The sequence below is a fragment of the Nonomuraea sp. NPDC050536 genome (genome assembly GCF_044457685.1).
Taxonomy (GTDB): Bacteria; Actinomycetota; Actinomycetes; order Streptosporangiales; family Streptosporangiaceae; genus Nonomuraea.
This window is the reverse complement of the sequence record NZ_JBITHD010000014.1, coordinates 230909-254092: the sequence shown is the minus strand read 5'-3', so window position 1 is coordinate 254092 and position 23184 is coordinate 230909. Positions and strand designations below refer to the sequence as shown.

Here is a 23184-nt window from a genome sequence, read left to right as displayed (position 1 = left end):
AGCGATATTCCGGCACAAATTCACTCAATTATCTGACGTCACATACGTGCGATCGGTTGGGGGCGCGTGTCTGGTCATGGCGCGTAGTGGGGACAATGGACGGGTGCACGCAGACTCCCTCCGCTCCGTCGTCGTCCTCGGCTCCACCGGCTCCATCGGCACCCAGGCCCTCGACGTCATCACCGCGAACCCCGACGGCTTCGAGGTCGTGGCCCTGGCCGCGGGAGGTGGCAAGGTCGACCTCCTGGCCAGGCAGGCGGCCCAGGTGGGAGCCCAGGCGGTGGCCGTCGCCGACGCGGCAGCCGTACCCGCACTGCGTGAAGCTCTCAGACAGCACGGAGCGCAGGCGCGCGTGCTCGCGGGGCCCGAGGGCGTGGCCGAGGTGGCCGCGATGCCGTGCGACCTGGTGCTCAACGGGATCACCGGGGCGCTCGGCCTGACCTCGACGCTGGTCGCGCTCGAGGCGGGGCGGGTGCTCGCGCTGGCCAACAAGGAGTCGCTGATCATCGGCGGGCCGCTGGTCAAGCGGCTGGCCAAGCCCGGGCAGATCCTGCCCGTCGACTCCGAGCACTCGGCGCTGCAGCAGTGCCTGTGGGCCGCGGGGCCCACCGGCCACGCCCCGGACGCGGTACGCAAGCTGATCATCACGGCCAGCGGCGGCCCGTTCCGCGGCAGGAAGCGGTCCGAGCTGGCGGACGTGACGCCGGAGATGGCACTGGCCCACCCCACGTGGAACATGGGGCCCGTCATCACGATCAACTCGGCCACACTGGTCAACAAGGGGCTGGAGGTCATCGAGGCGCACCTGCTGTTCGAGGTGGGCTTCGACCGGATCGAGGTGGTCGTGCACCCGCAGTCGATCATCCACTCCATGGTCGAGTACGTCGACGGGTCCACCATCGCGCAGGCCAGCCCGCCCGACATGCGGCTGCCGATCGCGCTGGCGCTGGGGCATCCGGGGCGCATCCCGGGCTGCGCCCAGCCCGTCGACTGGACCAAGGCGGGTACCTGGACCTTCGAGCCGCTCGACAACGAGGCCTTCCCGTCCGTGGCGCTGGCCCGGCACGTGGGCAGCGAGGGAGGCACCGCCCCTGCCGTGTACAACGCGGCCAACGAGGTGTGCGTGGACGCGTTCATGCGGCGGGAACTGCCGTTCCTGTCCATCGTCGACACCGTGGCCAAGGTCGTCGACGAGCACCAGGTCACCCCGGCAGGGTCGGTGGAGGAGGTGCTGGCCGCCGACGCGTGGGCACGAGCACGGGCGGGAGAGCTCGTGCGCGGTGCCTAGACTGGATTCCGTTATCGCCATACAGCAAGGGTTGAAATGTCTTCTGTAGCTCTCGGCATCCCGGCAGTCCGTCCCAAGCCTCTGGCCGAGCGCCGTCACTCGCGCCAGATCATGGTCGGTAGTGTGCCGGTGGGCGGTGACGCGCCCGTGTCCGTGCAGTCGATGACGACCACGGTGACCGCTGATGTGAACTCCACCCTGCAGCAGATCGCCGAGCTGACCGCCTCCGGTTGCCAGATCGTGCGGGTGGCCGTGCCGTCCCAGGACGACGCGGACGCGCTGCCCGTCATCGCGAAGAAGTCCCAGATCCCGGTCATCGCCGACATCCACTTCCAGCCCAAGTACGTGTTCGCCGCCATTGACGCCGGCTGCGCCGCCGTACGGGTCAATCCTGGAAACATCAAGAAATTTGACGACAAAGTAGGCGAAATCGCCAAGGCGGCGGCCGGCGCGGGCGTGCCCATCCGCATCGGCGTCAACGCCGGCTCTCTCGACCCCCGCCTGCTGCAGAAGTACGGCAAGGCCACCCCGGAGGCGCTGGTCGAGTCGGCGCTGTGGGAGTGCTCGCTCTTCGAGGAGCACGGCTTCCGCGACATCAAGATCTCGGTCAAGCACAACGACCCCGTCGTCATGATCAACGCCTACCGGCTGCTCGCCGAGAAGTGCGACTACCCGCTTCACCTGGGTGTCACCGAGGCGGGGCCGGCCTTCCAGGGCACCATCAAGTCCGCGGTGGCCTTCGGCGCGCTGCTCGCCGAGGGCATCGGCGACACCATCCGCGTCTCCCTGTCGGCCCCGCCGGTCGAGGAGGTCAAGGTCGGCACCCAGATCCTGGAGTCGCTCGGCCTGCGCGAGCGCGGCCTGGAGATCGTCTCCTGCCCGTCCTGCGGGCGCGCCCAGGTCGACGTCTACACCCTCGCCGACCGGGTGCACGCCGGGCTCGAAGGTATGAAGGTGCCGCTGCGTGTGGCCGTCATGGGCTGCGTCGTCAACGGGCCGGGCGAGGCGCGCGAGGCGGACCTCGGTGTGGCCTCGGGCAACGGCAAGGGGCAGATCTTCGTCAAGGGCGAGGTCATCAAGACGGTTCCCGAGTCCCAGATCGTCGAGACCCTGATCGAGGAGGCTCTGCGGCTCGCCGAGGAGATGGGCCTCGAGGAGGGCGACGACAGCCCCGAGGTCGTCGTCAGCTGACGCCGATCCCGCTGCAGGCGGCCCTTCTCCGGCCGTCTGCGGCGGCTCTTCTGCTTGTACGGCAGGTTCTGCTTGTACGGCAGGCTGCCACACCCCGGACGCTCCCGGTTTGGGCCTCCACCCACCCACGGCACGCCCACAGGCGCCGGGTCGGTGAGATGGGTACGGCGAAAGTCGGCGCCCTGTGCGGCGGGAAACCCGAGACCAGGGTGCCACGAGCACGAGACGGCGTAACGGCGGGCGACCACGCATCACCGGAGGAGCGTCTCCCTGGACAGGCGCCAGCCGGAGTATGGCGGGTGGCGGTGGCGGCGGCTTGCCGTACAAGCGAGAGGTATGACCAGCGCGGGCGATTACGTCGCGTAAGTGGGGGATTACAGGATGGTAAGCATTCGCTAATACGCTAGGTGATCGGTACGTCACTCAGGAGAGTATCTGCTCTGCCGTAGGAAGTATTGAGGAGAGCAGCCGGGTGAAGCGGTTCGTCGGGATTATTGCGGGATTGGCGATGCTGGCGGGCGGGACTGTGGGGGCCGACCAGGCGGCCGTCGCGCGGTCCATGCCCGGTGACCGGGTCGCCTGGGGGCCGTGCGGAGGGTCGCAGACGACGGTCGACCAGGCGCTGGGGCAGGTGGTGCGGCAGGATCCCGAGCCGGCCTCGCCGGGGGTGGAGTGCGCCACGATCAGCGTGCCGCTGGACTACCGGCAGCCGTGGGGGCAGTCGATCAAGCTGGCGCTCAACCGGATCAAGGGCAAGGTCTCCAGGGACGCCAACCATCTCGGCACCCTGCTGGTGAATCCGGGCGGGCCGGGCGCCTCGGGGCGAGATCTGGCCGAGTACGTGGCCGCGGCGCTGCCCGAGAAGGTGGCCGGGCGGTTCGACGTGGTCGGGTTCGACCCGCGCGGCGTCGGGGCCAGCGAGCCCGCGCTGCACTGCGTGGACCCCAACCGCTACTACGCCCCGCCCAGGCCCGACGCGGTGCCACACGGCGTGGCTGCCGAGCGGCGGCTCCTGTCGCGGGCCAAGGAGTACGCCGACAGCTGCGGCGACCTGTGGGCCTGGATGCTGCCCTACATGACCACCGAGAACTCCGCCAGGGACATGGACACCATCCGCGAGGCCCTGGGCGAGCCGCAGATCAGCTACCTGGGCTACTCCTACGGCACCTACCTGGGCGGCGTCTACGCCACGCTCTTCCCCGGGCACCTCAAGCGGCTGGTCCTCGACAGCACCGTCGACCCCCGCGGCGTCTGGTACGGCGACAACCTCGCCCAGGACCGCGCGTTCGATGATCGGCACAAGAAGTTCCTGGCCTGGACCGCCACGAACAACCGCGTCTACAAGCTGGGCCGCTCGCTCAAGCAGACCTCCTTCGCGTGGTACTCGATGCGTTCCCGGCTGGCCGGGCGCCCTGCAGGCGGGGTCGTCGGCCCGAGCGAGCTGGACGACATCTTCACCGTCGGCGGCTACACCGACACCATATGGCCGCAGCTGGCCCAGGCCTGGTCCGCCTACGTGCGCAAGGGCGACGTGAAGGGCCTGGTCGGCCTCTACAACCGGCAGGCCAAGCAGGGCCCGGAGGAGGAGAACAACTACGCCGTCTACCTGGGCGTGCAATGCCGCGACGCCGGCTGGCCGCGTGACTGGTCCACCTGGCACGCCGACATGACCAGGCTGAACCGGTCGGCGCCGTTCATGACCTGGCCGAACGCCTGGTACAACGCGCCGTGCGCGTTCTGGTCGGTCAGGGGCGGCACCCCCGTGTCGATCCACTCCTCGCCCCAGCTGCCGCCGATCCTCATGCTGCAGTCGGTGGGCGACGCGGCCACGCCGTACAGCGGAGCCGTGGACATGCGCTCGCGGTTTCCCGGCGCGCGCATGGTCGTGGACGGCGGCGGCAACCACGGCGTGTCGCTGGCGGGCAACACGTGCGTCGACCGCTACCTGGCCGACTACCTGAACGACGGCACCTTGCCCGCGGAAGGCGCGTCCTGTCCTGGGCTGCCGGCGCCCAAGCCGGCCCAGCACCTGGCCGGTGGCGGGCCGACCGGTCACGAAAGGCTCACCGAGCTCATCGGCTGAGGAGCTATTCGGGAGGCCTTCGCGTAGTCTGGCCGTGTGATGCTGCGTACATCGGCGTCGCGCGTGCTCGATGACAGCGATCGGGACGAGGTGCTCGCCCTTCTCGACACCGATCCGGTCGCCAACGTCTTCGTCGCCTCCCGGGTACGGACCGTCGGGCTCAACCCGGCGCGGCTGGGCGGTCAGATGTGGGGGTTCGGGCCGCGCGGCGGTCTCGTCTCGCTCTGTTATGCCGGGGCCAACCTGGTTCCGGTGAACGCCGGTCCTGAGGCCGTGGCCGCCTTCGCCGATCGGGCGCGCAAGCAGGGACGCCGTTGCTCGTCCATCGTCGGGCCCGCCGAGGCGGTCTCGCGCCTGTGGGAGCGGCTGGAGCCGCACTGGGGCAGGGCGCGGGCGATCCGCTGGGCGCAGCCGGTGATGGCCACCGCACAGAAGGCGCCCGTGCCGGCCGATCCGCTGGTGCGCCGGGTCCGGCCGGAGGAGTTCGAGACCTTGCTGCCCGCGTGCGTGGCGATGTTCACCGAGGAGGTCGGCGTCTCGCCCAACCTCGGTGACGGCGGCGCGCTCTACCGGACGCGGGTGGCCGAGCTGATCCGCATCGGCCGTTCGTACGCCCGCATCGACAACGGGCGAGTGGTGTTCAAGGCGGAGGTCGGCGCGGTCACGCCGCAGTGCTGCCAGATCCAGGGCGTCTGGGTGCACCCCGACCTGCGCGGCCACGGGTTCGCCGTGGCGGGGATGGCGGCGGTGGTCGAGGCGGCGCTGGCGTGCTTCGCTCCCGTCGTGTCGCTGTACGTCAACGACTTCAACCACTCCGCGCGGGCCGTCTACCGGAAGGTCGGGTTCCGCGAGGTGGACACCTTCATGTCCGTACTCTTCTAGACATGATCCTTGTTACTGGTGCGACGGGAAACGCGGGTGGGGCGCTGGTGCGGGCGCTCGCCGACGCGGGTGCGGACGTGCGGGCGCTGGTCAGGCGGGACGTGGATCTGCCTGCCGAGCTCGCGCATGGAGACCTGAACGATCCCGGGTCGGTGGCGGCCGCCCTGGGCGGGGTGCGTGGGGTGTTCCTGCTGGCCGGTTACGACCGGATGGCCGACACGCTGGCGGAGATCAGGGACGCCGGGGTTGAGCACGTGGTCCTGCTTTCCGCCGGCGCGGCGGAGGCGAGCGAGCTGGACAACCCGGTGTCGCGCTACCACGTCGAGTCCGAGGCGCTGGTGCGCGAGTCCGGGGTGCCGTGGACGATTCTGCGGCCGCGGACGTTCATGTCGAACACGTTCCAGTGGGCCGACCAGCTCAAGACCGGAAATATCGTGAGAGCGGCGTTTCCTGACGTGGCGGTGGCGACGGTGGATCCCGCCGACATCGGGGCCGTGGCCGCCCAGGCGTTCCTGGCCGACGGGCACGCGGGCCAGGTGTACCGGCTGACGGGGCCCGAGGCGCTGCGGCCCGCCGACCGGGTGGCGATCCTGGGCCGGGTGCTGGGCCGGGACCTGGTCTTCGACGGGTTCACCGACGAGGAGGCGCGGGCCGAGATGGAGGCCGCGATGCCGAAGCCGTACGTGGACGCCTTCTTCGGCTTCTTCGCCGAGGGCCACCTGGACGAGGCGACCGTGTATCCGACCGTCGAGAAGGTCACCGGCCGCGCGCCCGGTACGTTCGCGCAGTGGGCGGCGGCCAACGCCGCGGCGTTCTAGCTCTTCGGGCAGAACACCGCCTTGGCGGCCTGATTGACGGCTGTGTCAAGGGACCTGAGGTCCTTCACGGTCACCGTGGCCGACACGGCGAGCTGCTTACGGCCGTCGGCGGTGACGAAGGTGACCGCGTTGAAGCCGGGGGCGCCACCCGCCCAGGGCCGTATCGCGACCTTCCCGCCGCACAGGCCGCCACCAGGCGGAGGCTTGGGCATGCCCTCCGGCGGGTCGGTGAACACCCGCTGGAGGTCGGCGGGCAGCAGCCTGCCCTGGGCGAAGGCGCGGTGGAAGGCGCTGATGTCGCGGGCGGTGGAGATGACGCCGCCCGCCCCGCCGCCGTAGCTGGCGTTCTGGCGGTCCATGTCGCGCAGCTTGCCCTGCTCGTCGGGGAAGTAGCCGTGCCCATGTGGGCCCACGATCCCCTGCGGGGGCTTGACGGGCAGGTAGGTGAGGGTCATGCCGAGGGGTTCGAAGATCCGCTTGGCCAGCTCGGCGGACAGCGAGTGGCCGGTGACCTTTTCGATGATCATGCCGAGCAGGACGTAGTTGGTGTTGGAGTAGAAGAACTGCGTGCTCGTCCTCGGCAGGCTTCTTGACGCCTTCACCAGCTCGATCGGCGAGTAGTAGGTGGTGAAGTCGAACGGGTCGAACTTCCCTGTGGCGAAGAAGTCGGGGATGCCGGAGGTGAAGCGGATGAGCTGCCTGACGGTGATCTCGTCCGCCTTCTCCACCAGGTCCTGGTCGGCCACCACGGGCAGGACGTCGCTCAGCTTGTCGTCCAGGCCCAGCTTGCCCTCCTTGACCAGCTGCAGGATGACGGTCGCCGTCATCACCTTGGTCTGGGAGCCGACGCGGAAGCGGGAGCTCGACGGGATCCTGCCGCCCTTGCCGTCCAGCAGGCGGGAGCCCGCAGAAGCGTGGCCGACCCGCTTGCCGTCCTCATACAGCTCGGCGATCGCGCCGACCACGCCGTCCGCCTTGGCCAGGGAGTCCATGGCCTGCTGCACCGGATCGGGCTTGGCGGCCGCCTGGGCGGGGCTCCCGGTGACGGCCAGCGTCGCGAAGGCCAAGCCGGCGATCATGTGTCTCACCACAAGGGTCCTCTTCTCGAAGGAAGTGCTTCGAGGACCTTTGTAGGGAGGCGGGTGCTACAAATTCGTAAGCCGGACCAGCTTGTCGAAGAGCCGGTCGAGCTCCGCCTCCGGATCCTTGGTGAGGCCGGCGTGCACGGGCCCCGGCTGGACGATGGTGCTGCGGGGAGCCGTCAACCAGCGGAAGCGGCCGCCGAGCGGCTCTCCTGCCAGTGGTCCCGGGTTCTCCCCGCAGGCCAGCTCGTAGGCCTTGAGGGCCTGCCGTACCGCCTCGATGTCCACGGTCGGGTCGAGGGCGCGCAGGCGTGTCTCGTCGAGGCCCACGCGGGCGCACAGGTAGTCGCGCGGCTGGCAGTACAGCAGCACGCCCACGTTGATCAGCTCGCCGCGCTCAACCTGCGGGATCACGCGGATGGTGGCGTATTCGTAGACGTCCATGCTCAGCCCCGCCAGAACTCGCCCACGGACCCCGGCCCCTGCCTGGGCTTGGTCTCCTCGCTCCAGGTCAGCCACTCGCCGCCCGCCCGCTCGAGCAGGTGCTCCACGTAGGCCTCCCTCGGGTCGTCCATCAGCCACTCGTCCGGGACCAGGGCGGTGACCTCCTCCAGCACCTCGCGCGTGATCCGCGGAGCCAGCTCGGCGGCCGCCTGGTCGATCTCGGTCGCGAACGGCGCGAGCACGTGGTCGGTGGCGTCGAACTTGCGCAGCGGGTCGGCCGTCTTCCAGTTGTGGTGGAACCACAGCGCGGCGCCGTGGTCGATCAGCCAGACGTCGCCGTGCCACACCAGCAGGTTCGGGTTGCGCCAGCTGCGGTCGATGTTGTGGATCAGCCCGTCGAACCACAGCAGCCGCGAGGCGAACCCGGGATCGGGGTCCCACGTCAGGGGCTCGAATCCCACGGCGCCCGGCAGGAAGTCGACCGCCAGGTTCAGCCCTGTGCTGGCCTTCAGCAGTTCCTGGACCTCGTAGTCGGGCTCGCGCGCGCCGATCTGCGGGTCGAGGTCGATCAGCTTCAGCTCCGGCGTCAGGAAGCCCAGCCGCCTGGCCAGTTCCCCGGAGATGATCTCGGCCGCCAGCACGCGCCTGCCCTGCCCGGCCTCGCGGAACTTCACGACGTATGTACCGAGATCGTCCGCCTCGACCACGCCGGGCAACGACCCGCCCTCCCGCAACGGCGTCACATACCGAGTCGCCGCAATCCGTTCCAACACCCGGACAGAGTACTCGCTCCCTGTTTGATGTTGCTCGTACGGTTTTTGATGTTGCTCGTACGGCAGGCCGCCGCCAGCGCCACCCGCCGCACTCCGGCCGGCGTCTATCCAGGGAGACGCTCCTCCGGTGATACGGGGTTGCCCGCCGTTACGCCGTTTCGTGCTCGTGGCTTCGCGGTCTCGGGATTCTCGCCGCACAGGGCGCCGACTTTCGCCGTACCCCGTCTCGCCGACGCGGCGCCGCCTGTGGGGCTCGCGGTGGCCTGCCGTACAGGGGAAGTGTCGTTTCAGGAGAAGTCGGGGATGTGGTCGGTGGCCCAGGTGGCGAACGAGCGGGCGGGGTGGGTGGTGAGGGCCTCGACCGTGGGCGTGACGGGAGCTGGGGTGCCGACCAGGGCGGCGAGGCGGCGGATGCGGGCCTCGACGATGTCGGGCGGGCCCAGCGGGCGGAGGGCTTCGCGGTAGTCGTCCAGGGATTGGAGTTCCACGGTGATGGGGCGGCCGAGGGCGCGGGCGAGGATGTCGACCTGCCGGCGGAGCGTGATGGACTCCGGGCCCGTCAGCGTGTATCGGGCGCCGAGGTGGCCAGGTTCTGTGAGCACGTGGTGGGCCGCGTCGGCGATGTCCGCCTCGTGGATCAGCGCCGACTGCGACTCGGGGAACGGGTCCAGCACCACGCCTCTCTCCCGGATCGTGGCCGCCCACAACAGCCGGTTCGTGGCGAAACCACCCGGGCGCAGGAACGTCCACCCGATCCCCGACGCCGCCACGGCATCCTCCGCCCGGCCGTGCATGCTGGTGATGGCGTCCGCGGACGCTGAGTCGGCTCCTGCGGCCGACAGCAGCACCACGTGCTCGACGCCCGCCTGCTTCGCCTGCGCCAGAACGCCGTCGAGGCCCTGGGGCTCGGCATACAGGAACACCTTCGCGACACCGTCGAACGCCGAGCCCAGAGTCTCGGGCCGGCTCAGGTCGGCTTGGACCACTTCCACGCCTTCAGGAGCTTGTACGGCCTGCGGCACCCTGCCCGCGGCTCGCACCTTCTGCCCGGCGTCGACCAGCCCTCGGATGAGGCGCCGCGCCACGGCCCCGCGCGCCCCGGTAACCAGAATCGTCATACCCACCACCCTGACGGCGTGGCTCCCGAACCGGATAGGCACAGCCCGCCCTGGGACAGCCAGTACCACCCCACCTCGCCCGGGTGTCCGGCCTCCCGGATCGTGGCCACGATTCGGCTGGCGCTCGTGCGCGCTGCTGTCGCGGTGGGTAAGTCGCGTCCCCCGCACATGCCCGCCAAAGAAGCCGTCCCGTCGGGCTGTGATCGGTACCTCCGGCGGACTCCAGTGATATGCCACGGCCCGCGGTGGTGCAGCTCGCCGTACGTTTGCAGGCCCTGGTCGGAAGCGCGGTGACCCGGAGCGGTCCACCAGGGCACTGCGGTCGGGTGATCTGCCGTGGGTGGGGTGGTCTGTCAGGACGCTGGCGTGGGGTGGCCTGCCGCGGGCTTGGGTGGTGTGCCAGAGGCTGCGGTCGTGTGGTCTGCCGTGGCTGGGTGGTCTGTCAGGGTGCTGCCGTGGGTGGCTGGTGGGCTTGGGTGGTGTGGTGGGGCTCTTCGGGGGGTGGGTTGGCGTAGCGGTGATGATGGAGGGGTGAATAGAGGGGAATTGAGTGGGTTTCTCCGGAGTCGGCGGGAGCGGTTGCGGCCGGAGGACGTGGGGTTTCCGGCCGGGGCGCGGCGGCAGACTCCGGGGCTGCGGCGCGAGGAGGTGGCGCTGCTGGCGGGCATCTCGGTGGATTACTACATCCGGCTGGAGCAGGGGCGCGGGCCGCAACCGTCGGATCAGGTGCTCACCGCCCTCGGCGACGCGCTGCGGTTGACGGGGGACGAGCACGACTACCTGCGCCGCCTGGCCGGGCAGGCGCCGATCCATGTGGCCCAAGACGTACCCGAGAACGTGTTGCGGCTCCTGGAGCGGCTCGACCACGTCCCAGCCATGGTGATCGACGCGTGCTACGACGTGCTCGCCTGGAACCGGATGATGGTCGCCCTCATCGGCGACCTCTCGGCCGTGCCCGCCCATCGCCGCAACCGGCTCCGCCGGCTCTTCGACCCCGCCAACCGGTCCACGGCCAACCGGCTCGACCTGGCCCGCCGCTGCGTTGCCGACCTCCGCGCCAGCGGCCGCTACCCCCGGGACCCAGCGATCCGCCACCTCGTCGACTCCCTCGCGGAGGAGAGCCCGGAGTTCGCCACGCTCTGGGCGGAGCGGGAGATCGCGGTCCAGCACACGATCACCAAGCAGACGGTCCATCCGGTGGTGGGGCCACTCGAACTCGACTGCGAAATCCTCACGATCCCCGGCCACGACCACCGCCTCCTCCTCTACACCGCCGCCCCCGATACCCTCACCCACCAGGCCCTAACCCGCCTCCACACCACCACCTGACCACCTTCCCCGGCCCCCCGCGCCGACAGGACGGGCCACGGTGCGGCAGGGGTGGGCCACGGTGCGCCGTGGGGGCCTGCCGTACGGGGGAGGGGGTTAGGGGATGGGGTGGGTGAGGCGGGTGGTGAGGGTGGTGAGGATGTGTTCGATGACGCGGTTGTGGTTGCGGCGGATCATCAGGGGCCAGGCGATTTTGAGTGCGAACGGCGGGCGGCCGGTGATCTCGTGGCGGACCAGGGTGGCGGAGCCCTGGGGGGTGAGGGTGAAGCCGTGGGTGAGGGCGGGCGTGATCGTGAACCAGAGGCGGTGGCTGGGTTCCACGGCGCCGACCTGGTAGCGCTTGGAGCTGTGTTCGACGGGTGCGCCTGGGTGGAGGCCCTCCGGGAGGCGGAAGGAGCCGATGTCCTCGGGCCAGAGGTTCTCGATGTCGCAGAGGACGGGCCAGATCTCGTCGGGCGTGGCGGGGATGACGCGTTCGTGCATGTTGTAGAGCATGTCCTCGACCTCCATACGGCTGCGTATGGTCCGACTATACGCAGCCGTATGGCAAGCTGTCGGTGTGGGTCGGTTGAACGCGGATGACTGGGCGGAGGCGGCGCTGACGGCGCTGGCCGAGGGTGGGCTGGCGGCCGTGGCGGTGGAGCCGGTCGCGGCCCGGCTCGGGGTGTCGAAGGGCAGCTTCTACTGGCACTTCGGCAATCGGCAGGACCTCGTGCTGGCCGCGCTCGCCAGGTGGGAGGCGCACACCGATGCGGTGATCGCGTCGCTGGCCAGGATCGGCGACCCGGAGGAGCGGATCAGGCGGCTCATGGAGATGGCCTTCGGTGACGGGCGCGACGCGGCGGTGTCGTTCCGGCTCATCAGCGAGGCCGACGATCCCGTGGTCGCGGACGTTGCCCGTCGGGTCACGGGCAAGCGGCTCGACGTCATGCAGGCGATCCTGCAGGAGCTAGGGCAGCCCGCCGACCAGGCCAGAGACCGCGTCGTCGCCGGCTACGGCAGCTACCTGGGCATCGCCGTCCTCTGCCGCATCGGCGTCATCGACTCCGCCCCCGAGGACATGGTCACCCAGGCCCTCACCGAACTGGGCATCCTCCGCTAGCCGTACCTCGCCACATTGAGGGGTGTACGGCAGGCCGCGCAAAGGCGTGGTGAGGGTGCGCGGCACGCCGTACAACAGCGTGTCGAGGGTGCCGCATGTCGTGCAGAAGCGTGGTCAGGGTGCGTGGTGCGACGTATAAGAGCGTGGCGGGGGAGGGAGCGGGTTAGAGCTTGGCGATGACGTCTTCGGCGAAGCGTTCCATTGTGGTGAGCTTGAGGGTGAGGGAGTCGTTGGCCGCCTTCTCCTCGGGCGTCGCGAGCCACCACGGCGCCGCCATCGTCCCCGTGACGCCCTTGGCGGCGAAGCGGCGGTAGGTGTCCGCGTCCGGCATGACGGCCAGCGGCGCGATGATCTCGAACCCGTCCGGCAGGCCGTATCCGCGCAGCTCCGCCAGGACGGCGTCCAGCTCCGGTTCGGTGTAGATGCGGTTGCCGATCCACCCGTCGCCGAGCCTGGCCGCCCGGCGCAGCGCGGCCGAGCTGTCACCGCCCACGTAGACGGGGACGGGCCGCGACGGTGCGGGGGAGATGGACAGAGGCGGCAAAGAGGGAAGCGACACCACGGACCCCGACCAGAGCGACCGCAGCTGGGGAATCATCGCGTCCAGGCGCTTGCCGCGCGTGTGGAAGTCCTGCCCGGTGCCGACGAACTCCTCCTCGCACCACCCCACCCCGACCCCGAACGTCACCCGGTCCCCGGACAGCACCGCGGCGGTGGAGACCTGCTTGGCCACCGTGAAGAGGTCACGGGCCGGGGCGATGTAGACGTTCGGGGCGAAGCGCAGCGTGGTCGTGACGGCGGACATCGCCCCGATCGTGACCCACACGTCCGGCCAGTGCGTGGAGGCGTCCCAGCGCGGCTTGCCGGACTTCGAGTACGGGTACGGCGTCCGGAAGTCGGCGTAGAAGAGGTGGTCGGAAAGCGTGAGCGTGTCGAAGCCGCAGCGCTCGGCCGCACGGGCCAGTTCGAGGAACTCGCCCGTGTCGGTGAACGAGGCGCCCAGCCAGAACTTCACGACGCGAACTCGGGGATGACTTTGGTGGCGAACAGCTCGAGGTTGCGCTTGACCGTGTCGAGCGGCAGGACCCCCTGCTGTCCCTGCATGTACAGGCCGAACCACTCCAGATCGGGCATCCGGTCGAGCATGCGCTGGATGCCGCGCTTGACGTCGTCGGGAGTGCCGAACAGGGCCATCTCGACGTCGTTCATGCGCTTGGCGTCGCCCTTCTCGGGGGAGATCGGCTTGTGCTTCTCGTCCTCCTTCTTGCGCAGCACCTCCAGGTAGCCGAACGGACCGAAGAACGCGGCGAAGTCCTTGGGGATGCTGCGGCCGAAGGTGTTGATCGCCTCCTCGGTCGTGTCCGCGATGCCGACGATCTTGAGGATCCCGGTGTGCTCACCCAGCTTGTAGTTCCGCCCCTGCCTGGCCGACTCCTCCTGGTAGAGCTTGGCCTTGGCGGCGTGGTCGTCGGGGTTGGGGGTGAACATCCACGGCAGGATGTCCTCCTGGGCGGCTCTGATGACCGACCGGTCGGAGATCGTGAAGGGCTGCCAGAGCTCGGGGTAGGGGTTCTGGTAGGGCCTGGGGCAGACGGAAACCGCCTGAACCACGCCATCCTCCGAAATTTCGCCAGGAGCCCCGAAATTTCGGGTCCACTCCACCGCCGGCCAGCCCTCGATGCCTGAATACGGGTAGGGCACCTCGTAATCCAGCACGTCGGATTTGTAGCGAAGAGTCTCCGAGGTCCACGCCAGCTTCATGATCTTCAGGACCTCGCCGAAGACATCGAAGTTGCGCGTGTCCGAGGCCGACCCGTCCGAGCGCGCCGCCGCCGCGTGCCAGCGCTGCCCGAGCACGTTCATCCACCGGTTCTGGTACCCGCGCGCCACCCCCAGCCGCAGCCGCCCCTTGCAGAACTGGTCGAGCAGCGCCACGTCCTCGGCCGCTCTGATCGGGTCCCAGGCGGGCAGCACCATCCCGAGCGGGGCGAGCAGGATCCGCTCGGTCCGCGCCGCGAGGTCCGTGAGCACCATCAGCGGGTTGACCGAGAACTCCATCCCCTCGGAGTGGAAGTGGTGCTCGGTCATCATCAGCGCGTCGAAGCCGAGCTGGTCGGCGTGGACCGCGATCTCCCGCACCTCGTGCAGCAGCTTCTGGTACGACTCCGTGTCCCTGCCGATCGGCCGCTTGGCCTTGGCGTTCTCCTCGGCCGCGTATCCGGAACCGGGAATCTGCGGATTCAGGAAGATGGAAAACTTCACAGATGCCTCCTCTGTCCGGCAAGCTACTAGAGAAATCTTAGCCGAGCAATCGCTTGGTTGACATGGAGGAGTACGGCATGCGGCTCGGGATCACGATGTTCGCCACGGACCTGTCGATGCCCGTCCACGACCTGGCCAGGGCCGCCGAGGAGCGCGGGTTCTCCTCGATCTACCTGCCCGAGCACACGCACATCCCGGTTTCGCGGCGTACGGCTCCCGCCACCGGCGACGACGTGCTGCCCGAGCAGTACCAGCGCACGCTCGACCCGCTGGTCGCGCTGGCGGCAGCCGTACCCGTCACCTCGACGATCACGCTGGGCACCGGCATCCTGCTGGCCGCCCAGCGCGAGCCGATCGTGACGGCCAAGGCCATCGCCACCCTCGACCACATCTCCGGCGGCCGGATCGCGGTGGGCATCGGCTTCGGCTGGAACGTCGAGGAGATCGAGAACCACGGCGTCGGCTACGGCTCCCGCCGCGACGTGGCCCGCAGGAACGTGCTGGCCATGCGGGCCCTGTGGACGCAGGAGGAGGCGTCGTTCGAGGGGTTCGAGCCGTCCTGGTCATGGCCGAAGCCGCGGTCGGGCCCGCCGGTCTACCTGGGCGGCGCGGCGGGGCCGAAGCTGTTCGCGCACGTCGCCGAGTACTGCGACGGCTGGATCCCGATCGGCGGCAAGGGCATCAGAGCCGCGCTGCCGGCCCTGCGGGAGGCATGCGAGAAGGCGGAACGGCCGATGGCCCGGGTGATCCCGTTCGGCTCGCGGCCCACACCCGGCAAGCTGGAGTACTACGCGAGCCTCGGCATCGAGGAGGTGGTGGCCACCCTGCCGAGCGGTCCCGCCGACACAGTCCTGCCGATGCTTGATCAATACGCAAGCCTCCTATGATGGCGGGTTATGTCATCACTGCGTCCTGATGATCCGCGACAGCTGGGTGACTACCGCCTGACCGAACGGCTCGGCCAGGGCGGCCAGGGCGTGGTGTTCCTCGGGCATACGCCGCAGGGGGCGCAGGTGGCCGTCAAGCTCCTGCACGCGAGCATGTCGGCGGATCCCGAGGTGAGACGCCGTTTCATGGGCGAGGTCGAAGCGGTGCGCAGGGTGGCGCCGTTCTGCACGGCCCAGGTGCTCGACGCCTCGCTGGACGGCGACCGGCCCTACCTGGTCAGCGAGTACGTCGACGGCATCTCGTTGCGCGAGCACGTGATCGCCAAGGGCCCGCGGTTGGGCGGCTCGCTGGACCGCCTGGCCATCGGCACCGCCACCGCGCTCGGCGCCATCCACCGGGCCGGGGTGATCCACCGCGACTTCAAACCCGGGAACGTGCTGCTCAGCCTGGACGGACCGCGCGTCATCGACTTCGGCGTCTCGCGGCTGATGGACACGGTCGCCAGCACCAACAAGATCCCGGTCGGCACGCCCGCCTACCTGTCGCCCGAGCGTATCAAGGGCGAGCCGTCAGGCCCGCCCGCCGACCTGTTCGCCTGGGCGCTCACCGTCGCCTTCACCGCCACCGGCCGCCACGCCTACTCCGCCGAGACCTACCAGGAGGTCCTGGCCAGGATCCTGTACGGCAAGCCCGACCTGGGCCGCCTGAGCGGGCCGCTGCGCGAGATCGTGGACGCCTGCCTGGCCCAGGACCCGGCAGACCGCCCCGACGCCGAGCAGGTCCTCGGCCTTCTCCTGGACTCCCCGGCCGGGGACGTCCTGTCCTCCGGCGCCCGCGCCGCCCACGGCGACCCGACCCCGGGCACGGCAGAATCGACGACGGTGCCGCATGAAGCCGGACAGCACACCACGGCTCCCGACGCCGGGACGGGCACGAAGCCGGACGGGGTGGCCGCCGCGGAGCAGCTTGCCGGGGTGGGCAGGAAACGCAGGATCAGGCCGTGGCAGCTCGCGGTCGCCGCCGTCGGGCTGGCCATGGGGATCGGCGGGTTCGTGTTCTGGCTGCGCGGCGAGCAGAGCACGGGCCTCACGGGCACCTGGACGGGGTCGGCCGAGCATTCCACGGCGCACCGCGTGTTCCCCCTCGAGATCCAGATGAAGCAGGAGGGGGATTCGGTCATGCGCTGGGGAGCCGACCTCCACTGCCAGGGGCGGCTGCGCCGTACGGGGTCCGCGCTCGTCTACACGCTCGATCAGGTCAACGGTGACCAGTGCTACCCGGGGACCGTGCGCGTGCTCCCGGCGGCCGATGCGCACCAGGCGGTCATCAAGGTGACCCGCCAAGGTGAGAAGGATGTCACCTACTCGGGCACGGTCTCACGCCCTTCCTGACCTGGTGTGTCACGGTCCGGTGGCATTGTCCTGGGCGCCGTTGACTCTCCGCCATCCACTGCTTTCAGTGGATATGCAAGGGAGTGGCGGCGAGGGGAGGCCCCGTGCCAAACGCGCAGCCGCTCAAAACGGGGGACCCACAGCGACTGGGAGACTACGAACTGTCCGGGCGCCTGGGCGAGGGCGGCCAGGGCGTGGTGTTCCTCGGGATGAGGGGCGGAGAAAGCTACGCGGTCAAGCTACTGCACGGCCCCGTGGGGGACGAGCAGGCGGCGTTCCTGCGGGAGGTGGACCTGGCCAAGCACGTGGCCAGGTTCTGTACGGCGCAGGTGATAGACGCCGGGTTCGAGGACGGCCTGCCGTACATCGTGAGCGAGTACGTGGACGGGCCGTCGCTGCACAGGGAGGTCGCGCTGACCGGGCCGCGGCGCGGTGGCGCGCTCGAGCGGCTGGCGGTCGGCACAGCGACCGCGCTGGCGGCGATCCACCGGGCCGGGATCGTGCACAGGGACTTCAAGCCGCAGAACGTGCTGCTCGGGTCCGACGGGCCGCGGGTGATCGACTTCGGGCTGGCCAGAGCGCTGGACGCGGCGGCCACGGTCAGCGGGCGGGGAGTCGGCACCCCCGCCTACATGGCGCCCGAGCAGATCACCGCCTCGGCGGTGACAGGGGCGGTGGACGTGTTCGCCTGGGGCGCCACGATGTGCTTCGCGGCCAACGCCTCGGCGCCCTTCGGGCAGGACTCGGTGGCGCCGGTGCTGCACCGCATCCTGACGGCGTCGCCCGAGCTGGGGCTGCTCGACGGGCAGCTGCGCGAACTGGTCGAGGCGTGCCTGGAGAAGGATTCGCGCAACCGGCCGACCAGCAGGGACCTGCTGCTGGCGCTCCTGGGGGGCGCGGATGGCGTGCCGGCGGAGGTGCTGCGCTCACCTCCGCCGCACATCCTGCGCGTGGACCCGGTGCCCCTGGCGGAACCGGAGGCCACCGGGGAGGCGTCGGCCGCCTACCACCTGGCAGGATCCGTGGCCGCGGCGTCCCGCGAACGGGTGGCGGCCTCCCACGCAGTGCCCGCCCCGCGCAAGTCGGATGACCACGACGAGGACGATCACGGTGACCGCGGTTCAGGAAGCGGCGGTGGCTGGTGGCGGGGCGCGGAATCCCGTTCGGGCGAGGAGCCGCGCAAGGTGGGAAGCGCGGCGAACCGGGCGGGCCTGGCCGTCTCCGGCGCGCTACTGATCAGCGCGGCGGTGCTGGCCACGGTCCTGGTGCCGGCGCTCAAACAGGGCTCGCCCCCGCCTCAGGTGGCCATCCGGACGACCGTGACCACCTCGGCGGTCCAGGCCGTGGACCCGACCATCCCGCCGACGACGGCCCAGCCCAGGACGCAGGAGGAAGACCGCCCACGTCAGAACAGTCCCAGCGGCCCGCCGCCCGTGGTGGCCGCGGGGGTGGCGGTGCCGGGCGTCACCGGGCTGGATCGTTCCGAAGCGGTCAAGGCGCTCAAACGCGCCGGGTTCGCGGTCGGGACCATCACCCAGATCGACTCCGCGGAGAAGATCGGCCAGGTGCTGGGCAGCCAGCCGCCCGCGGGGACGTCCGCGGCCCGCGGCAGCACGGTCAGCATGCAGGTCTCGGCCGGGCTCGAGGTGCCGTCGGTGACCGGGATGCGGCGCAAGGCGGCAGAGGCCGCGCTGGTCAGCGCCGGGCTGGCGGCCGGTGACGTCACCCGGCAGTGCTCGCCGCAGCCCGACGGCCAGGTGCTGGCCACCAGCCCCGGCGCGGGCGCCAGGGTGCGGGGCGGCACCAAGGTGGCTCTCGTGGTCGCCCGCAACGGCCTGCGGGTGCCCGGCGTGGTCGGCCTGTCGCGGACGGCGGCCCAGGCGAACCTGCGCGCCGCCGGGTTGGGCGTGACGCTCAAGGCCCAGGTCGTCGACAACCAGTCGGACGTCGACCAGGTCCTCGCCCAGAGCGTGGCCCCGGGCGGCTGCGGCAACCCCGGTCAGAACGTCGTGATCACCGTGGGCGTGGAAGGCCAGACAGGCCCGGACCCGGGTGAATCACCCACGGACACCCCGAGCCCGCCTGTCGACCTCCCTACTTGAGCGCGCCCGCGGTGAGCCCGGCCACGATCCTGCGCTGGAAGAACAGGACGAGGAGCACCAGCGGCACCGTGACCAGCACCCCGGCGGCCATCTGGCTGCCGAACGGGGTGTCGAACTTGGCCGCCCCGGTGAACTGCGCGATCCGCACCGTGGCTGTCTGACGGGACTCGTCGTTGACCATGGTCACCGCGATGATGAACTCGTTCCAGGTCGCGATGAAGGCCAGGATCGCCGTGGTGAACACCCCCGGCGCCGCCATCGGCAGCATCACCCGGCGGAAGGCGGCCAACGCCGTACAGCCGTCGATCATCGCGGCCTGCTCCAGCTCGAAGGGCAGCTGGCGGAAGAACGTGGTCAGGTTCCACACCGTCAGCGGCAGCGCGAACGACATGGACGGCACGATCATCGCCTGGTAGGAGTTGATCCACCCGATCGCTGTGAACAGCTTCAGCAGCGGCACGATCAGCAGCGCGCCGGGGAACATGGACACCGCGATGATCAGCGCGAGCACCAGGTTCTTGCCGGGGAAGTCCAGCCGCGCCAGCGCGTAGGCGGCCGCCGTGCCGATCACGAGCGTGACCAGCGTCGTCACGCCCGCCACGATCAGGCTGTTGCCGAGCGCCCTGCCGAAGCCCATGTCCGTGCCGAGCACGGCCTGGTAGTTCTCCAGCGACCACGGGCTCGGCAGCGGCGCCTTGTCGTAGATGTCCGCCGTGCGGCGGAAGCTCGACACCACCATCCAGTAGAACGGCACCAGGCAGTACAGCGCCATGCCGATCATCCCTGCTCTACGCATCTGTCCTCCGCCCGGCGCGCACGTCGGCGAGCAGGTCCGCGCCGAGCAGCTTGACGAACACGAACGCGATCAGCGCGATGTAGACGAACAGCGCCGTCCCGTACGCCGAGGCGGGGCCGTAGTGCACCCTGGTCGCCTCGTCCCAGATCAGCCCCGACAGCGTCTCGACCGCGTGCTTGCGCGGCCCGACCAGCACGTACGGCAGGTCGAACACGCGCAGCGCGTCCATCAGCCGGAACAGCACCGCCACCAGCAGCGCGGGCTTGACCAGCGGCAGCGTGATCCGCCAGAACCGCTGCCCGGCCGTGGCGCCGTCCACCCGCGCGGCCTCGTACACCTCGTGCGGGATGATCTGCAGCCCGGCCAGCACGAGGAGCCCGACGAACGGCGCCGTCTTCCACACGTCCGCGATGACCACGGCGAGCTTGGCGTAGACGCCCTCGGCCGTCCACAGGATCTGCGTGTGCAGGATCGCGTTGGCCACGCCGTCGGCCTGGAAGATCCACTTCCACATGAGCCCCGACACGGCCGTCGGCACCGCCCACGGGATCAGGATGCTCGCCCGCAGGAACGCCCTGCCGCGGAAGGCGTGGTTCATCACCAGCGCCATCGCCACGCCCAGCACCACCTCGAGCGCGACGGTCACCACGGTGAACAGCGTGGTGTTGAGCGCCGCGTTGGCGAAACGCTCGCCCACCACGCCCGCGTAGTTCGCCAGCCCGGCGAACTGCTCGCCCTCCACCACGAAACCGTCGGCATCCAGCGTCTGCCCGCTGGTGTACAGCGACTCCCGCGCCGCCGCCACCAGCGGATAGAACACCACCAACGCCAGCACGACCACCGTCGGCGACAACATGGCCGCCGCCAGCAGTGACTCTCCGCGCCGCCTCGCCCTGACGCGCCTGCCCCGCCGCGCCGCCATGGCCGCCGTGATCACGACAGGTTCCAGGAGGTACGGCGAGCCGCCCCACCGCCACCCGCCGCACGGGGCCGGGCTCTGTCCAGGGAGACGCCACGGCTAGCAGGACGGGGCTGATCGCCGTTACGACTCCGTCCTGGGCCTTCTAGGTGGTTCATCACTTGAGCAGGGGGCTGAGGGTGGACTGGAGTTCGGTGAGCGCCTGGTCGACGGGCTTGGCGCCCGAGACGATGGCGTAGGCCGACTCCTGGATGGCGGCGGTCACGTCGCCGTACTTCACGACCTTGGGGCGCGGCTTGGCGGCCAGGATGCCCGCCTTGAGCGCCGGAAGATACGGATATTTCTTGATCAGGGCCGGATCGTCATACAGCGCGGCCCGCGCCAGGGGCATGGAGCTGACCTCGGCGAAGGCCTTCTCCTGTTCCGCGGAGGTCATGAACGCGACGAAGTCCGCGGCGCTCCGCTTGTGCTTGGAGAACGCCGAGACCGCCAGGTTGTTGCCGCCGAGCGTGCCCGCGCCAGGCCCGTCGAGCCCGGGGATGGGCGCCACGTCGAACTTGCCGACCACTTTGCTGGAGCCGTCGGTCTTCTGCGCGGCCTCGTAGCCGTAGGCCCAGTTGCGGTAGAAGAGCAGCTTGCCCTCCTGGAAGGCGACCCGCCCCTCTTCCTCCTTGTAGGTGATCGCCTCCTTGGGGATCATGCCGCTCCTGAATCCGTCGGCCAGGAACTGCGCGGCCTTCTTGGCGGCGTCGGAGTTGAGCTGCGGCTGCCCGGAGGCGTCGATCAGCTCGCCGCCCGCTGAGTTGATCGCCTCGGAGAAGTTGACGGTCAGGCCCTCGTACTTGTCGAACTGGCCGCTGTAGCAGCTCATGCCCTTCTGCTTGGGCAGCACCTTGTTGCAGATCTGCTTCATCTCCGCCCACGTCTTGGGCGGCTGTTTGACCAGGTCGGTGCGGTAGTAGAGGAGGCCAGTGCCGGTGAACAGCGGCATCGCGTAGAGCTTGTCGCGGTACTTGCCGGTGTCGACGGTGGTGGGCAGGAAGTCCGCGGTGTCCAGCGGGAGCTCGTCCACCCAGCGGTTGGCGGCGAACTCGCTGGTCCACACGGCGTCGATGAGGATCACGTCGCCGGCGTCCGACTTGGTCTGCGCGTTCTGGATGAGCTTGCGGCGCTGCTCGTCGGCGCTCTCGGGGAGCAGGCTGACCGTGACCTTCTCGCTGGGGTGCGAGGCGTTCCAGGCGTCGACGATCTTCTGGGTGGCCTCCGCCTCGAACTTGCCGCTGATGAACGTCAGCGGTCCGCGCCCGCCGTCGGCCTGCGGCTGAGCCTTTTCAGCGGTGGCTCCGCAGGCGGTCAGCGCGACGGCGAGCGCCAGCAGCGCGCCGGTCTTTCCGAGGTGTTTCATCGGGGGGTTCCTTCCAGCGGGACGGTCATGCCGGTCAGCCGGGACTGCTCGGCGGCGAAGGCGATCAGGTGGCTGTGCAGGCTCTCGCTCGGCGAGGACAGCACGCGGGAGCGGTCGCCGGTGGCGATCGCCTCCAGGAACGCGCCGACGAGCCCCCCGTCGCCGCCGCCGTGCCCGCCCGCCGCCGTGGCGTCCCCCGTCGGGCGGGTGTCGATGGTCTCGATCTCCCCGGTCACGAAGTCGGTGACGGTCAGGCGGTCGCCGTCGCCCTCGATCGAGCCGTGGGTGCCGAAGACGCGGGTCTGCCGGTGCATGGACGGGGTGAACGCGGTCATCGTGAACGACGCGGTGGCGCCGCCTTCGAACTCCAGGTTCACCACCTGGTGGTCGACCACGTCGTTGTCGCAGGCGTAGACGCACCTGCCGTACGGGCCGGTGGCCAGCGCGCGGCGGACGCCCTCCTCCGACAGGTCTTCGGTGATCACCGACAGCGGCCAGATGTCCCGCCCCGCCAGCGGCAGGTACAGGCGCGGCGCCGAGTACGGGCACGTCGCCTCCACGGCGCACTCCAGGCATCGATCCGAGGCTCCGGAAGGCCGGTTGGTCGCGGTGAAGTGCTTGAGCCCGCCGAAGGAGGAGACCCGCGTCACCGGCCTGCCGGTCAGGTGGACCAGCCAGTCCAGGTCGTGGCAGGACTTGGCGAGCAGCATGAACGTCGACTCGTCGGCCCTGCGCCAGTTGCCGCGCACGTAGGAGTGGGCCTGGTGCCACCAGCCCACCGGCTCCAGGTGCTGGACGCTGACGATCTCGCCCACCCGGCCCTCGTCGATCAGCGCTCTGAGCGCCTTGGTGTAGGGCGTGTACCGCAGCACGTGGCAGACCGCGAACACCGAGCCGGACCGCTCGGCCGCGGCCACGATCCGGCGGCAGTCCTCCTCGGTCACGGCCATCGGCTTCTCCAGCAGGATGTGGTAGCCCAGCTCGGCGAAGCGTTCGGCGGGCTCCACATGGTCGCGGTCGAGCGTGGCGATGATCACTGCGTCGGCCTGCCGGGGGAGCGCGGCCAGCGCGCGCCAGTCGGCGTACCTGGCCGCCTCGGGGAAGCGGGTCCGGCGCATCTCCAGCGGGTCGGCCACCGCCACCACCTGGGCACCACCGTGCTCGACGGCGTGCCGGGCATAGGCGGTCCCCCGCGAACCGGCGCCGACGACGGCCAGAGTGACCATGCAAAGCCTCCACATATGTAACCAATTCACGTATGTCGGCCGATGCTAGGATCCAGGCAGATAGGCGTCAATAGGGGAGTTATGA

General features: G+C 70.0%; 21 protein-coding genes. 10 read left to right on the top strand and 11 right to left on the bottom strand.

Annotation, left to right across the window (positions count from 1 at the left end; translation table 11 throughout):
- Positions 1 to 76: 76 nt before the first annotated feature.
- The 5 genes from dxr to ACIBHX_RS34350 all read left to right on the top strand — a co-directional run bounded on the left by dxr (position 77) and on the right by ACIBHX_RS34350 (position 6262).
- Complete coding sequence (gene dxr / locus ACIBHX_RS34370; RefSeq protein ID WP_397071568.1) at positions 77 to 1288, top strand: 1-deoxy-D-xylulose-5-phosphate reductoisomerase; 1212 nt, start codon at positions 77 to 79, stop codon at positions 1286 to 1288.
- A gap of 36 nt (positions 1289 to 1324) precedes the next feature.
- Positions 1325 to 2479: a flavodoxin-dependent (E)-4-hydroxy-3-methylbut-2-enyl-diphosphate synthase gene (gene ispG / locus ACIBHX_RS34365; protein ID WP_397071567.1), complete on the top strand. Its 1155-nt coding sequence runs from the start codon at positions 1325 to 1327 to the stop codon at positions 2477 to 2479.
- Between the two features lie 472 nt (positions 2480 to 2951).
- Positions 2952 to 4562, top strand: a complete 1611-nt coding sequence (locus ACIBHX_RS34360) for an alpha/beta hydrolase (RefSeq protein WP_397071566.1) — start codon at positions 2952 to 2954, stop codon at positions 4560 to 4562.
- A 39-nt stretch (positions 4563 to 4601) separates the two neighbouring features.
- Complete coding sequence (locus ACIBHX_RS34355; protein WP_397071602.1) at positions 4602 to 5444, top strand: GNAT family N-acetyltransferase; 843 nt, start codon at positions 4602 to 4604, stop codon at positions 5442 to 5444.
- A 2-nt stretch (positions 5445 to 5446) separates the two neighbouring features.
- Positions 5447 to 6262, top strand: a complete 816-nt coding sequence (locus ACIBHX_RS34350) for an NmrA family NAD(P)-binding protein (RefSeq protein ID WP_397071565.1) — start codon at positions 5447 to 5449, stop codon at positions 6260 to 6262.
- On the opposite strand, the gene ACIBHX_RS34345 is transcribed toward ACIBHX_RS34350, so the two are convergent.
- From ACIBHX_RS34345 to ACIBHX_RS34330, 4 genes are all read right to left on the bottom strand, one after another.
- Entirely contained in the window at positions 6259 to 7341 is a 1083-nt protein-coding gene (locus ACIBHX_RS34345) for a serine hydrolase domain-containing protein (protein WP_397071564.1), read from the bottom strand. The two genes, ACIBHX_RS34350 and ACIBHX_RS34345, sit on opposite strands and share 4 nt — an antisense overlap.
- Positions 7342 to 7407: 66 nt before the next feature.
- Positions 7408 to 7788, bottom strand: a complete 381-nt coding sequence (locus tag ACIBHX_RS34340) for a DUF3037 domain-containing protein (protein WP_397071563.1) — start codon at positions 7786 to 7788, stop codon at positions 7408 to 7410.
- Positions 7789 to 7790: 2 nt separating this feature from the next.
- Positions 7791 to 8561: a HipA family kinase gene (locus ACIBHX_RS34335; protein ID WP_397071562.1), complete on the bottom strand. Its 771-nt coding sequence runs from the start codon at positions 8559 to 8561 to the stop codon at positions 7791 to 7793.
- 287 nt (positions 8562 to 8848) lie between these two features.
- Complete coding sequence (locus ACIBHX_RS34330; protein WP_397071561.1) at positions 8849 to 9679, bottom strand: NAD(P)H-binding protein; 831 nt, start codon at positions 9677 to 9679, stop codon at positions 8849 to 8851.
- A gap of 546 nt (positions 9680 to 10225) precedes the next feature.
- Between ACIBHX_RS34330 and ACIBHX_RS34325 the strand changes: the two genes are divergently transcribed.
- Complete coding sequence (locus ACIBHX_RS34325) at positions 10226 to 11008, top strand: helix-turn-helix transcriptional regulator (RefSeq protein WP_397071560.1); 783 nt, start codon at positions 10226 to 10228, stop codon at positions 11006 to 11008.
- A gap of 96 nt (positions 11009 to 11104) precedes the next feature.
- Here the strand turns inward: ACIBHX_RS34325 and ACIBHX_RS34320 are convergent, their stop codons facing one another.
- Positions 11105 to 11518 carry an SRPBCC family protein gene (locus tag ACIBHX_RS34320; protein WP_397071559.1) on the bottom strand — a complete coding sequence of 138 codons (414 nt, stop codon included), beginning with the start codon at positions 11516 to 11518 and terminating at the stop codon, positions 11105 to 11107.
- Positions 11519 to 11567: 49 nt separating this feature from the next.
- On the opposite strand from ACIBHX_RS34320, the gene ACIBHX_RS34315 reads away from it, so the two are divergent.
- Positions 11568 to 12110, top strand: a complete 543-nt coding sequence (locus tag ACIBHX_RS34315; protein ID WP_397071558.1) for a TetR/AcrR family transcriptional regulator — start codon at positions 11568 to 11570, stop codon at positions 12108 to 12110.
- A 163-nt stretch (positions 12111 to 12273) separates the two neighbouring features.
- Here ACIBHX_RS34315 and ACIBHX_RS34310 read toward each other — a convergent pair whose 3' ends face one another.
- Together ACIBHX_RS34310 and ACIBHX_RS34305 are read right to left on the bottom strand one after the other, a co-directional pair.
- A complete protein-coding gene (locus ACIBHX_RS34310) occupies positions 12274 to 13125 on the bottom strand; it encodes a TIGR03619 family F420-dependent LLM class oxidoreductase (protein WP_397071557.1) in 852 nt (283 codons plus the stop codon).
- A complete protein-coding gene (locus ACIBHX_RS34305; protein ID WP_397071556.1) occupies positions 13122 to 14372 on the bottom strand; it encodes an LLM class flavin-dependent oxidoreductase in 1251 nt (416 codons plus the stop codon). The genes ACIBHX_RS34310 and ACIBHX_RS34305 overlap by 4 nt, the downstream gene beginning before the upstream one ends.
- A 77-nt stretch (positions 14373 to 14449) precedes the next feature.
- Here ACIBHX_RS34305 and ACIBHX_RS34300 point away from each other — a divergent pair, with 77 nt between their 5' ends.
- The 3 genes from ACIBHX_RS34300 to ACIBHX_RS34290 all read left to right on the top strand — a co-directional run bounded on the left by ACIBHX_RS34300 (position 14450) and on the right by ACIBHX_RS34290 (position 18753).
- On the top strand, positions 14450 to 15259 hold the full coding sequence (locus ACIBHX_RS34300; RefSeq protein ID WP_397071555.1) for a TIGR03619 family F420-dependent LLM class oxidoreductase: 810 nt from the start codon (positions 14450 to 14452) through the stop codon (positions 15257 to 15259).
- Positions 15260 to 15268: 9 nt separating this feature from the next.
- A complete protein-coding gene (locus ACIBHX_RS34295) occupies positions 15269 to 16651 on the top strand; it encodes a serine/threonine-protein kinase (RefSeq protein ID WP_397071554.1) in 1383 nt (460 codons plus the stop codon).
- Positions 16652 to 16755: 104 nt separating this feature from the next.
- Positions 16756 to 18753 (top strand): PASTA domain-containing protein, encoded by a 1998-nt coding sequence (locus ACIBHX_RS34290; protein ID WP_397071553.1) that lies wholly within the window; start codon positions 16756 to 16758, stop codon positions 18751 to 18753.
- Here the strand turns inward: ACIBHX_RS34290 and ACIBHX_RS34285 are convergent.
- The 4 genes from ACIBHX_RS34285 to ACIBHX_RS34270 all read right to left on the bottom strand — a co-directional run bounded on the left by ACIBHX_RS34285 (position 18746) and on the right by ACIBHX_RS34270 (position 23099).
- On the bottom strand, positions 18746 to 19549 hold the full coding sequence (locus ACIBHX_RS34285; RefSeq protein WP_397071552.1) for a carbohydrate ABC transporter permease: 804 nt from the start codon (positions 19547 to 19549) through the stop codon (positions 18746 to 18748). The genes ACIBHX_RS34290 and ACIBHX_RS34285 overlap by 8 nt on opposite strands.
- Positions 19542 to 20486: a carbohydrate ABC transporter permease gene (locus ACIBHX_RS34280; protein WP_397071551.1), complete on the bottom strand. Its 945-nt coding sequence runs from the start codon at positions 20484 to 20486 to the stop codon at positions 19542 to 19544. Before ACIBHX_RS34280 ends, ACIBHX_RS34285 begins: the two co-directional genes overlap by 8 nt.
- Positions 20487 to 20625: 139 nt before the next feature.
- Complete coding sequence (locus tag ACIBHX_RS34275; RefSeq protein WP_397071550.1) at positions 20626 to 21873, bottom strand: ABC transporter substrate-binding protein; 1248 nt, start codon at positions 21871 to 21873, stop codon at positions 20626 to 20628.
- Positions 21870 to 23099, bottom strand: coding sequence for a Gfo/Idh/MocA family protein (locus ACIBHX_RS34270; protein WP_397071549.1), 1230 nt, complete (start codon positions 23097 to 23099; stop codon positions 21870 to 21872). Before ACIBHX_RS34270 ends, ACIBHX_RS34275 begins: the two co-directional genes overlap by 4 nt.
- Positions 23100 to 23184 lie beyond the last annotated feature (85 nt).